At 71.1% G+C, this 12,636-nt stretch carries 8 protein-coding genes; 2 read left to right on the plus strand and 6 right to left on the minus strand.

Annotated features, from left to right (window positions below; genetic code table 11):
• Window positions 1–68: 68 nt before the first annotated feature.
• The gene (locus WBG79_RS08325) at window positions 69–1,304 is read left to right on the plus strand and encodes a hypothetical protein (protein WP_337356641.1); all 1,236 of its coding nucleotides are present in this window, start codon (window positions 69–71) and stop codon (window positions 1,302–1,304) included.
• Between the two features lie 114 nt (window positions 1,305–1,418).
• Window positions 1,419–2,954 carry an arylsulfatase gene (locus WBG79_RS08330; protein WP_337356642.1) on the plus strand — a complete coding sequence of 512 codons (1,536 nt, stop codon included), beginning with the start codon at window positions 1,419–1,421 and terminating at the stop codon, window positions 2,952–2,954.
• Between the two features lie 105 nt (window positions 2,955–3,059).
• Here the strand turns inward: WBG79_RS08330 and WBG79_RS08335 are convergent, their stop codons facing one another.
• The 6 genes from WBG79_RS08335 to WBG79_RS08360 form a co-directional block, all read right to left on the minus strand.
• A complete protein-coding gene (locus WBG79_RS08335) occupies window positions 3,060–4,079 on the minus strand; it encodes an AraC family transcriptional regulator (protein ID WP_337356643.1) in 1,020 nt (339 codons plus the stop codon).
• A gap of 271 nt (window positions 4,080–4,350) precedes the next feature.
• On the minus strand, window positions 4,351–6,861 hold the full coding sequence (locus WBG79_RS08340; protein ID WP_337356644.1) for a mechanosensitive ion channel family protein: 2,511 nt from the start codon (window positions 6,859–6,861) through the stop codon (window positions 4,351–4,353).
• A 217-nt stretch (window positions 6,862–7,078) separates the two neighbouring features.
• A complete protein-coding gene (locus tag WBG79_RS08345) occupies window positions 7,079–8,260 on the minus strand; it encodes an amino acid aminotransferase (protein WP_337356645.1) in 1,182 nt (393 codons plus the stop codon).
• Between the two features lie 38 nt (window positions 8,261–8,298).
• Complete coding sequence (hutH, locus tag WBG79_RS08350) at window positions 8,299–9,912, minus strand: histidine ammonia-lyase (RefSeq protein ID WP_337356646.1); 1,614 nt, start codon at window positions 9,910–9,912, stop codon at window positions 8,299–8,301.
• Window positions 9,913–9,981: 69 nt separating this feature from the next.
• The gene (locus WBG79_RS08355; RefSeq protein ID WP_337356647.1) at window positions 9,982–11,250 is read right to left on the minus strand and encodes a Zn-dependent hydrolase; all 1,269 of its coding nucleotides are present in this window, start codon (window positions 11,248–11,250) and stop codon (window positions 9,982–9,984) included.
• A complete protein-coding gene (locus WBG79_RS08360) occupies window positions 11,247–12,635 on the minus strand; it encodes a dihydroorotase (RefSeq protein WP_337356648.1) in 1,389 nt (462 codons plus the stop codon). Before WBG79_RS08360 ends, WBG79_RS08355 begins: the two co-directional genes overlap by 4 nt.
• Between the last annotated feature and the right edge of the window lies 1 nt (window position 12,636).

Raw genomic sequence — 12,636 nt, forward strand, 5'->3', positions numbered from 1 at the left:
CGGGCGAACGGCGCCGGTGTTCTTTCCCGGGCCGTGCCTGAGCCGGCCTCCTCCATTGCGAGGACACCATGGCCTTCACCATGCAGGAGATCACCATCGTCGGCTCCTCGGAGCTGGCGATCGACGCTTCGGTCGGCGACGGCGGCGTCAACGACATCGCGGACGTTCTGACCATCCAGACCCTCCTGAACGGGATCCCGGTGAGCCTCGGCGGCTCAGACGGCGGCCTCACGCTCGAACCGGAGGACATCGTCGGCCCGCAGCGCCTCATCAAGCTCGAGCCGCTCATCCAGGCCATCGTGCGCTTCCAGGCCATGCAACCCGGCCTCGTGCAGGACGGTCGCGTCGATCCGGAAAAGAACACCATCAAGCGCATGCGCGCCCTGTTCCGCACGCGCCGGGGCGGCGGCGTCGACTCGGACCTTGTGATCCGGCCGGCCGGGCCGATTGCGGGCCCGTGCAACGGCCAGGGCTTCAGCGCAGCTCGTCTCAAGAAGGGCGCCAAGGATTGGGACGCCATCGACCGTCGCGCCCCGATCCGCCAGTTCCTTCCCGTCGGAGGCCGTCGCACACTGGTCGCCACCTCGGCCGCGGGCGGCGCCGTCTCGGCCTCGATTTCCGGGCCCAAGGCCGTGGTCGAGAGCGTCAAGGACGGCAAGATCACCATCGTCGGGCGGCTCGCCGGCGAAGAGACCCTGGAGATCCGGCACGCCGGCCACGTCCATACGGTGAAGCTGACGGTCCGCGACGTCCTGCCCATGGCGTTCGACATCGTCCTCCTGGGCGACGACCCGACCTCCAACCAGAGCAGGATCGCCGACTTCGTGTCGGTCATGAGCGGGATCGTGGCCCCGATCTACCTCAACCAGGCGAACGTCGTGTTCTCCCACGGCAACGACCGTGTGGTCGACAAGATCTCCCGGTCCGCGAGCCCCTTCACCATCGATCCCTTTCGCAAACTCACCCTGGTGGGCACCGGAGAACCCGTGGGCGACCACATCGTCAGCGATGCGGACCTGATCGCCCTGATCCGGGATCGGACCCGCCTGACCATCTTCCTGGGCAAGATAGTCTTGAAGCGGAACCCCAGGACGGTCGGCCAGGGCGTCATCGGCGGCGCCTGGGCCTGGTTCAACGACACCATCCTGGACACCGGCCAGCGCGGAATCCTGCCCGCCCACGAGATCGGCCACACGCTCGGCTTCAACCACGTCACCGCGCTGACGCCGGGCTTCCTGATGAACGAGTTCATCATGCCGGCGAACGTCATCATCCCCTGCGAAACCCTGGCCGACCTGCCCTGACGCTCGCGACGGGTCCAGGGCGGTCGGGCTCTGTTTGGCATGAAATGGCAATCGACGGCCCGCCCTCGACGCTAAGCTCCCGCTTCATCGACCATTCGGGAGTTGAGCATCGGGATGAGCCAGGATTCCACCACGCGAAGCGGCCGCAACGGCCATCTCGCTCGCCGCGACGTCCTTCTCGGCGGCACCGCGATCGCCGCCGCCGGCGCGCTGATCGGCCTCGACGGCCTCGTGACCCCCGCCCGCGCCCAGGCGGCCCCCCGGCCGAACATCGTCTACATCGTGTCCGACGACCAGGGCTGGCGGGATGCCGGGTTCAACGGCTCGACCGAAATCCGCACCCCCAATCTCGACCGCCTGGCCAAGACCGGCACCGTGTTCGAGCAGTTCTATGCCCTGCCCATGTGCACCCCGAGCCGGGCCACGCTGATGACCGGGCGCTATCCCTTCCGTTACGGGCTGCAGACCGGCGTCATCCCGAGCGGCGGGGCCTATGGCCTGTCGCTCGACGAGTACCTGCTGCCGCAGGCGCTCAAGGATGCGGGCTACCGGACCGCGATGGTGGGCAAGTGGCACCTCGGTCACGCCAGGCGGGAGTTCTGGCCCCGCCAGCGCGGCTTCGACTCCTACTACGGGCCGCTCGTCGGCGAGATCGACCACTTCAAGCACACCGCTCACGGCGTGGTGGACTGGTATCGCGAGAACAGCGTCCTGCAGGAGGAGGGCTACGACACCGACCTCTTCGGCGCCGAGGCCGTCAGGATCATCCAGGGCCACGACAAGCAGAAGCCGCTGTTCCTGTACCTGGCCTTCACGGCCCCGCACACGCCCTATCAGGCGCCCGCGGCCTACTTGGAGACCTACAAGCACATCGCCGACGAGTCGAAGCGCAACTATGCCGGCCAGATCACCGCGATGGACGACGCCATTGGCAAGGTGGTGGCCGCGCTCGACGCCGCGGGGCTGCGCGACAATACCCTGATCGTCTTCCATTCGGACAACGGCGGGACCCGATCGGCGATCTTCACCGGCGAATCCGCAGTCAAGGGCGAACTGCCGCCCAACAACGGCGTCTATCGGGACGGCAAGGGAACTCTCTACGAGGGCGGCACGCGCGTCTGCGGCTTCGCGAACTGGCCCGGCAAGGTCCCGGCGGGCCGCGCCAAGGGTCTCGTCCACATCGCCGACATGTATCCGACACTCACCGGGCTCGCCGGCGCCAGGACCGGCAAGGCCAAGCCGCTCGACGGCTACGACATGTGGGGCCACATCGCGAGGGGGGAGAAGTCACCCCGCACCGAACTCGTCTACAACGTCGAGCCGTTCCGGGTCGCCGTCCGCCAGGGCGACCTGAAGCTGCTCTGGGTGCCGATCCTGCCCTCCCGCGTCGAGCTCTACGACCTTGCGAAGGATCCCTCAGAGAAGACCAACATCGCCGAGAAGAGCGCCAGGCAGGTCGAGAAGCTCAAGCGCCGCGCCGAGGAACTCGCCAAGGCCGCCGTCCCGCCGCTGCTGATGGGCGAGATGATCAAGACCACCTTCAGCCAGCCTCCCTCGACACCCAAGGGCGACGAGCCGCCGGCCCCCTCCGCGAACGGCGCTGCGCACACCAAGGACTTCGTGACCGACATGGAGTCGGGCACCGATTGAGCCTACGGCGCGGACCGGGCGCCTCGTGCGCCCCGTTCCCGGAGATGGCCCCGACGCGGCCCGCCCCGCCCCGAGGTGGCGGGCCCGCGATCGAGGCCTGTCGGGTCAGCCGGAGAGGCTCCGCAGGTAGGCGGAGGGCGTCCTGCCGGTCCATCGCCGGAACGCCCGGACGAAATGGGCGGAATCCGAGTAGCCCAGGTTCATCGCGATGGCCGTGAGGCTGGCGTTCCCGGCCGACACGAGGGCTTCCGCACGCTGCCGGCGATGCTGGTCCAGCAGGCTCTCGAAGGTGTGGCTGTGATCGGCCAGCCGCCGCTGCACCGACCGCAGGGGAATCCCCAGCGTCTGCGAGATCTGTGACAGGCTGAGCGAATCGTCGCCGAGCCTGCCGTCGATCATGGTGCGGACGGCTGCGACGATCCGTTCGCCGGCGGTCTCGACCGCCTCCAGGACATGATCGAAGGCCGGCCCCCCGCCCGGGGCAGAAGGGGCGATCGGGGCGACCTGCCGGCCCAGGAGCATGGCGGGGAAGAGGATGTCCGCCCCCGTGCCCGTCCCGAACCGGACGGGCGCCTGGAAGAAGTCCTCATAAGCCGCGGCCTTGCCCCGGCAGGGATGCGGGAACCGGAGGAGCGTCGGCCGCCAGTCGGCACCCGCGAGCGCTCGGATCGTCTTGCACATGAAGGCCGCCGCCCCTTCGTAGAGCAGGTCGAGGCCTTCGCCCGGCGCGGCGCGCCGCATGGTATGGGTCCAGACCGCCGTATCCCCGTCGATGCGGATCGTGAGATCGACGTCGCTGTGGATCGCCGTGATGTGCCGCGCGTGCTGCCGCAGGCACTCGACCAGGGTCCTGCCTTGCAGCAGCGCGTACCCCGAGGCGCCGAGCTTCGCCGGATCGGTGAGGGCGCCGATCTGCAAGCCGAGACAGGGATCCCCGAGATTGCGGGCCGAATGGGCGAGCGCGGCGCAGAGCTGGGCGCGGCTCACGACCGCACCCTCCGCGACCTCCGAAAGGCTCGCCACGCCCACGCCGCGGAAGATCTTCTCGGGTGCCACCCCGTGCCGTTCCAGATAGTCCGGCAGGCCGTGCACCATGCTGAGGCGCGCCGCCGCGTAACGACCCATGTGCGCCCCTCGCCCTGGCAACGCAAACTACAAAAATTCTAGCATGGACCGTAGAGTAAGCAAACACACTTAGGCTGTTAGGTCGTGAATGCTGTCTAGCCGACGGTCTTGTCCTGCACGATCCGGAGCTATGCGAGCGTCGCAAGTCACGCCGCGACGGCCCGGTTTCGGCTGCGACGGCACGTGATCCGGGTCAGGCGCGCTGTCGCGGGATCCGGGCCCCGGCGGCATCTCCGGCAGGTCAGGCCGACATCGACGGCAGCCTTTGCCGTCACGCGGCCGGCAGGGCCGAGGCCGCGGCAGCCCTCGCCGCCGCGCCAGCCGCCGCGGTCGAAGTGTCGATCCCGCCCGTCGAGGACTGGACCGTCACGGTCGCGCTGGCGAACTCGATGCCGTTCTCCTGGAAGGCCTTGTAGAGCCGCTTCAGGCCCTCGCGCTGGATCAGGCTCGGCGTCCCCGGCCGTGCGGTGAACTTGAAGCGCACGATGAGCGCGTTCTCGGCCACGTCCGCCACGCCCTGAAGCTTCAGCGGCGAGATGAACTGGCCCTTGAACGCCGGGTCGTCCGCGAGCGCGATGCCGACCTTCTTGGTCGTCTTGCGCAGCTTCTCGAGATCCGTCGACCGGGCCATGCGCAGGTTGAACTTCACGGTCGTCCAGTCCCGGCTGTAGTTGGTGACGAGGCCGAGCTGCCCGTACGGGATCGTGTGCACCATGCCGTTCTGATGGCGCAGGCGCAGGGAGCGCACCGTGAAGCCCTCGACCGTCCCCTTCGCGTGGCCGCACTCGATGTATTCGCCGACCCGGAAGGCGTCGTCCGCCAGGAAGAACACGCCCGACACCACGTCCTTGACCAGGGACTGGCTCCCGAACGAGATCGCCAGGCCCGCCACCGAGGCCCCGGCGATCAGCGGTGTCGTGTTGACCCCCAGCTCCGACAGGATGAGCAGCAGGCCGACGACGATCGTGAAGATATAGATCGCCACGCGCAGGAGGGGCATCAGGGTGGCCATGCGGGAGGGCGGGGCGAGGGCGACATCCTCGTCGACCCCGGGCATGAGCATCGGCGACCGGCGGTAGCGCGCCGAGAAGTACTCGACGATTTCCCAGATCAGGTATCCGCCCGCCAGGACGAAGCCGGAAGTCGTGCAGGCGCGCAGGACGCCCAGCCACGCGGAGCGGTCCACCAGGGCCAGCACGTCGACCACCCAGGCCTGGGCGATCACGATGCCGGCCGTGATGTAGACCACCACGCGCAGGCACCGGATCGCCACCGCCATCTTGAGCGGCAGGGCCAGGACCGCCTCGGCGACGGCCTCGGGCGTGGCGGGTGCCGGTGGCGGCACCTCCGGCGGCAGTTCGGTCTCGAGCGTGAAGAGCTGCTCGGCGCTCTGGCCCGGCAGGGGGTACGGCATGTCGAGCGCGTCGCTCGCCTCCGCTCTGGCGACGGCGTCGGTGCGGGGTGCCTCCGACCGGGCGGCGGCCGCGGCGATCGCGGCCGCGCGGGCCGCCTCCCGGGCGCGCGAGGCGACCGACCGGCGCAGCACCCAGCGCAGGAGCGTCTCGAACAGGACCAGTCCCACCAGGATGGCGAGCGTCATGACGAGGACGCGACCCGCGGTCGCCACGCGCGTCACCGCGCCGTGGATCTGGGCGATCAGCAGCACCGCCAGGGTCGCCTGGCCGATGGCGAACCAGTGGTCGGCCAGGAAGCGGCCGACGGACGCTCCGACGCGGTCCGAGGCCGCCAGGCCGGCGAACCAGCGTCCGATCTCGGCGCGGTTGGCGTGGAGGCACCATTGCAGCAGGCCGAAGGCCACAAGGCCGTTGAGCAGCCGGGCCGCCGCCAGGACCTCCGGGCGGGTCTCGATCGCGGCCGTGACCAGGTAGAGGAGTTGGAGGACCGAGAGGCCGAGGGCGACGGCCGAGATGAGCCGATAGAGCCGGCTGGCGTCCGCGTCGCCGAGCGGAGCGATCCGGGCCACGGGGATTCCGGGACGCAGGATCACCCGGAAGACCATCGCCACGATACGCCACTGGAGCAGCGTCTCCAGGACGCCGGCGGCAAGGCGGTCCTGCGGGGTCTTGCCGGGAAAGAAGGTGCCGATGGCCCCTTGGGATACGATCCAGAGCGCAGCCACCGCGGCAATGTCCATCGCCAGGCGCGCCAGGACGAGGCGCCCCGCGCCGGTGCCCGGCGGCATGAATCGGGCCGCGGCGGCGGCGAGGCCGGCGCGCACGAGCCGCTCGGCGAGGAACGACACGGCGACCGCGAAGGCGAGCAGGAGCAGGTAGGCGCCCACCCCCGAGCCGCCGCGCGCGCGCTCGTCGAGGCGGCCCGGGATCGATCCGTAGACCGCCCCCAGGTCCGGCAGCGCCGTCACGGCTGCCGCCGCGCTCCGGACGAAGCGGCTGATGCGCTCGTAGCGCGCGTCCTCCAGAGCCTGGAGCTTCGCCGGATCGGTCGTCCCCGCCTTCGCGGCTTCGCCCTCGGCCCCTGCGTCGCCGGCGAGCCGACCGGCCATCGCCCGGGAAACCCGGTCCACCAGGAGGTCGAACTGCTTGTCGCTGAGCCCCGTACCGGCCGCCTGCGGCGCCGCTGTCGCGGCCCCCGCGGCGGCGCCCGGCGCGGGGGCGAGCAGGGCCGCGAGGCCGAAGAGGAGGGCCGCGACGAGCGCGTCCCGCCAGAAGCGGATCCCGGTCCCGGCATCGCGGGCGGTCGCAGGCCGGGCCCTCTTCGGCGGTGCGATCCGGGGGCTCGCGCCACAAGATGGAACGTTCATCCTCGTCCTTCCGGCATGCCGCCACGATCGGGCGGGCACGCGCGCAGCATCGCGCGTCTATAAGTTCAGAAATTCATATATCACGCTAAGGAAATGAACAGCCCGGCGGTGTTCGTATTCCCGGTTGCCCACAGGCCGCGGCGGCCGTTCCGGCGCATCCGGGCCGCCGGCCCTCGACCGACGCGCTCGTGGCCCGGACGCCCGTGTCCTCCGGCGGTCACCGCACGGCCAGGACCGCTGCCGCGAAGCGCTCCACCTGGTCGAGCCGAAGGCCCGCCACGTTGATGCGGCCGTCCTCGACGACGTAGATCGCGTGCTCGTCGCGCAGACGCCGCGCCTTCTCGGCCGTCACGCCGATCAGCGAGAACATGCCCTTGTCGCGCGACAGGAAGGCGTAGTCCGACCCGTTGGTGAGGCGCGCGAAGGCGGCCGCCAGGGCCTGCCGGAGCGCCTCGATGGTGACCCTCATGGCCTCCAGCTCGGCGCGCCAGTCCGCGGCGAGCACGGGATCCTGCAGCACCGTCCTCACCACGGCCGCGCCGTGGTCGGGCGGCATGGAATAGAGGATGCGGTTCCTGACCACCATGTGGCCTTGCGCGACCGCGGCCGTCCCGGCGTCGGCGGCGAGCGCGAAGGCGGCACCGGTCCGCTCGCGGTAGAGGCCGAAGTTCTTCGAGCACGAGACCGCCACCAGGAGCTCCGGCACCGTCCGCGCCAGGAGCCGCACCGCGAAGGCGTCGTCCTCCAGCCCGTCGCCGAAGCCGAGATAGGCGAGGTCGACGAAGGGCAGCAGCCGGCGCTCGGCGAGGAGGGCCGCGAGCCGGCGCCACTGGTCGCCGTCGAGGTCGGCGCCGGACGGGTTGTGGCAGCAGCCGTGCAGGAGGACCACGTCGCCCGGCGCAGCCCCCGCGAGATGGGCGAGCATGCCCTCGAAGTCGACGCGCTCGGGCCCCTCCCCGAGATACCGGTAGGGCGCGAGACGCAGCCGGTTGTCCGTCAGGATGGCGACGTGGTTGATCCAGGTCGGGTCGGGCACATGCACGGTCACCCCCGGCCGCGCCGCGGCGACGAGCCCGGCCAGCACCGAGAGCGCGCCGGCGCCGCCCGCCGTCTGCACGCCCCGGATCCGCTCGCGCGGCAGCTCCGGGCCGAAGACGAGCGGGGCGACCAGGTCGCAGAAGACCGGATCGCCGGCGGGCCCCACATAGGTCTTGGTCGTCTCCGACGCGAGGAGCCGCCGTTCGGCTTCCTTGACGGCGCGCGGGATCGGCGTCCGTCCGTCCGCGTCCCGGTAGACCCCGACGCCGAGGTCGATCTTCTCCGGCCGTGGATCCTCGCGGAAGATCGCCATGAGCGACAGGATCTTGTCCGGTGGAGGCATCCGCAGGTCTTCGAACATCGCCGTCCTCCCGTCGGTGGGCATCGTCCCGCGGCCCGTCAGGCCAGCGCGCCCACGGCCGCCTCGACCGTATCCAGGATCGCACCGGACCGCACCGCTTCAAGGGCCGGCCGGATCTGCAATTGCATGTAGCCGTCCTCCTGCTGGAACGGGATCGCGGCGCGGAGCGCGTCGTAGACCGCCTGGCTGCCGGCACCGAGCCGGAAGCCGCCGAGCACCGGCTCGGTCAGGTAGATCGCCCGGGCGGAGAGAAGGGCCTCGACGCCGAGGATCTTGGGCATGTTGTCGATCACCTGCCGCGCCTTCCGGCAGGACCAGGGCGCCATCGAGACATGGTCCTCCTGGCTGCTCTTGGTCGGGATCGTGTCGACGACCGACGGGAAGGCGAGCGTCTTGTTCTCGGAGGCGACCGCCGCCGCCGAGGTGGAGATGATGCCGTAGCCGTAGTTGAGGCCGATCGGCTTGCCGGCGAGGTTGGGCGGCAGGCCATAGTTGAGGGTGGTGTCGCAGAGGGCGAAGAGCCGGCGCTCCGAGATGTTGCCGATCTCCACCATCGCGATGGCGAGGATGTCCATCGCGAAGGCGATCGGCTCGCAATGGAAGTTGCCGCCCGACAGGAATTCCAAAGCCCCCAGCTCGTTCCAGAAGACGAGCGGGTTGTCGGTCGCCGCGTTGAGCTCGCGCGTGACGATGACCTTGGCGTGGTCGAGTTGGTCCCGGCAGCTCCCGTGCACCTGGGGGAGGCAGCGGAACGAATACTGGTCCTGCACGCGGGCCGAATGCTTGGGATGCAGGACGTCGTCCTCCAGGTGCACCGCTCGGGCGGCCTCGGTGGTGCGCCGGCTGCCCTCCGTGATGCGGCGGACGTTCGAGGCCGTGGCGATCTGGCCGGGCTGCTTGCGAACGGCGTGGATGCGCGGGTCGAAGGCCGCCTGCTCGCCGCGGATCGCCTCCAGGCTGAGCGCGCCGGTCGTGTCGGCGATCTTCATCAGCCGCTCGGCATCGGCGAGATTGAGAACCGCCATCGCGGCGCACAGGCTGTTGCCGTTGATCAGGGCCAGGCAGTCCTTGGCGCGCAGGTCGAAGCGGACGGGCGCGATGCCGGCCCTTGCGAGCGCGTCCGGGGCCCTCATCCGCTCGCCCTCGTACCAGGCCTCCGCGTCCTCGTGGCCGATCAGCACCGAGACCATGTGGGCGAGCGGCGCGAGGTCGCCGGAGGCACCGACCGACCCCTGGATCGGCACCACCGGATGGACGCCGCGGTTGAGCATCTCGACCAGCCGGTCGACCACCGCCATGCGCAGGCCCGAGACGCCGAGGCAGAAGGCGTTGATGCGCACGGCCATCATGGCGCGCACGATCTCCTCCGACGCGGGCTCGCCCATGCCCGAGCAATGGGACAGGACGATGTTGCGCTGGAAGCGATCGTTGTCGGCCTGGTCGATGGCGTAGTCCTTGAGCTTGCCCACCCCGGTGTTGAAGCCGTAGGTCGGCGGCGCGTTCTCGGTCAGCCAGTTCTCCTCGATGTAGGCGCGCACCCTCACGATCTCGGCGCGGGCGGCGTCCGCGATGGCGACCGGCGCGCGCTCGCGCGCGATGCGGACGACGTCCTCGATCGTGAGGCTGTCGCCGTCGAGAATGATGGGCTGCATGGCTGGTCCTCTGCTCGGTCCGGCCGGCGACTCGGGCGCGCCGGGATGGTTCGGGTCTTCGTCGGTCGGTCAGGCGGGCGGCGCGAAGGCGGCGTCCCGCAGCATCAGGGTGCCGAGCAGCACGTCGGCCGCGTCGGCGAGCGCATCCGGGTCGGTCCACTCCTCCGGACAGTGGCTCTTGCCGACGCGGGACGGCGCGAACAGCATCGCCGAGGGCGCGACCCGCGCCAGGAAGGCCGCGTCGTGGCCGGCGCCCGACGCGAGCGGGCGCGTGCCGAGGCCGAGACGGCGCGCCGCCTCGGCGATGTCGGCGCCGAGGCCCGGGTCGCAGACCGCCGCGGTGGTCCGGCTGACGACCTCGAAGGCCTCGACGCGGCATCCTTCCGCCTCCGCGGCCGCGGCCGCCATGGCGGACAGCGCCTCGATGAAGCGGGTCATGGCCCCGTCAATTTCGGCCCGGATGTCGACGATCGCCTCCGCGGCGCCCGGCAGCACGTTGGCGCCGCCCGGCTCCAGGCGCAGGACACCCACGGTCGCGGTGAAGTGGCCGTTGCCCGGATGGGCGCGGGCGCCGTCGCGAACCGCCAGCAGGAGGCGCGCGACCGCGAGGCCGGCGTCCCGGCGCCCCGCCATCGGGACCGTTCCCGCGTGGCCGGCGACGCCCGCGAAGCGGACGCGCACCCGGCCGATGCCGACGATGCCGCTGACGATTCCGATCGGAATCCCTTCCGTCTCGAGCACCGGTCCCTGCTCGATGTGCAACTCCACGAAGGCGGCCACGTCGCTCCGCTTCGCACTCCCCAGGTCCGCCACCGAGCCGCCGATCCGGTCGATCGCCGCGGCGAGCGGCTCACCGCCGGGACCCGCCATGGCCAGTTCGCGGGGGCCCAGCGCCCCGGCCATGCCGCGGCTGCCGATGCAGGAGAGGCCCCACTCGCTCGGTTCCTCGGCCAGGAAGTCGACGACCTCGACCGTGTGCCGCGGCCGGTAGCCGGCCGCCCGCATGGCGCGGACCGCCGCCAGGCTCGCCGCCACCCCCGCGATGCCGTCAAAGCGGCCGCCGTCCGGGACCGTGTCGCTGTGCGACCCGGTCATTAGTACCGGCGCGGCCGGATCCTCCGCCGCCCAGCGGCCGATCAGGTTGCCGGCCGGGTCGATCCGGACGTCCAGCCCGGCCTCCGCGAAGCGCCGGGCGAGATAGGCCCGGCCCTCCAGGAAAAGCGGCGAGAAGGACCGCCGGGTCCAGGGGCGTGCCGGATCGGTGATCGCCGCGAGCGCGTCGATGTCGGCGCGGAACGCCGCCCGGTCGATGGTGAGCAGGGGAGGCACGGCGCTCATGCCCCCGGCGCCGGGACCGTGGCCGCGAAGGGCCGCGCGGCCTTGACGAAGCGGCCCGAACCCGGCTCGGCCAGCACGTCCGTGCCGTCGTAGATCATCCGGCCGCGCAGGAACGTGGCGATCGGCCGATGCCGGATCAGCCGCCCCTCGTAGGGGCTCCAGTGGACGATGTTGTGCCCGCTCGCGGCCGGGTCGTAGTGGCGCGGCCGCTCGGCGAGGACCGCGACGTCGGCGTCGAGGCCGACCTGCAGCGCGCCCTTGCGGTCGGAGATCCGGAAGAGCCGCGCCGGATTGCCGGCGAGCAGCCGCGCCGCATGGGTGAGCGGCAGGCCGCGCTCCGTCAGGCCGTCCACCAGGAGGCTCGCCAGCACCTCGAGGCTCGGCATGCCCGACGCGTTCTCCAGCATGACCGGCGAGGACTTGCGCGACAGGCTCCAGGAGACGTGGTCGGTCGACACGATCGTCACGTTGCCGGCCCCGAGGTGAGCCCAGATCGCCTCGCGCTCGGCGCGGCTGCGGACCGGCGGATTGCACTTCGCCTTGCCCAGCAGGCGCGAGACGTCGTCCTCCTCCGAGAGGACCAGATAGTGGATGCAGGCCTCGATGGTCGCCTCGAAGCCCTGGTCGCGATAGGCCTCCGCGATCTCGTAGCCGCGGCCGACCGAGCAATGGACGATGTGGGAGCGGCAACCGGTATCGGCGCCGATCTCGTAGACCTCGGCGATCGCCAGGGTCTCGGAGATCGCCGGCCGGGACGCGCCGTGGGCCCGCCAGTCGGTCACGCCGCTCGCCGCCACCGCCCTGGACCAGGCCCGGACGCATTCGTCGTTCTCGTTGTGGACGCCGGCGACGAGACCGGTCTTCGCCACCTCGGCGAAGGCTTCGTGGAGGAGCGGCGTGGCGATGCGCGGGAAGCGGTCGGGGTGGGTCTCGAAGGTCGAGAACTTGAAGCCGATCGCCCCGGCCTCCGCCATCGCGGCGATGTGGGCGGTGCCGTCGGAGGGGCGGATCGTGCCGTAGAGTGCGAAATCGACGCGCGCCTGCGCGGCGGCGCTCTCGGCCTTGCCGGTGACGAGCTCCGCCGTGCAGATCAGGCTGCCGTCGTCGTAGGGCATGTCGACGATGGTGGTCACCCCGCCGGCCGCGGCCGAGCGGGTCGACCAGACGAAGTCCTCCTGGCCCGCCTGCGAGCGGGAATGCACCTGCCCGTCGATGACGCCGGGCATCACGTAGGCGTCGCCGAAGTCGAAGGTCTCCCGCGCGGTGGGCGCCGGGCCTGACCCGACCGCCGCGATCCTCTCGCCCGCGACGGCGACGAAGCCCCGTTCGGTGACGCCCTCCTCGGTGACGAGGGTTCCGATGATGATGCTGTCGAAATCGGCCATG

Origin of the sequence: Prosthecomicrobium sp. N25 (assembly GCF_037203705.1) — a bacterium.
GTDB lineage: Bacteria > Pseudomonadota > Alphaproteobacteria > Rhizobiales > Ancalomicrobiaceae > Prosthecodimorpha.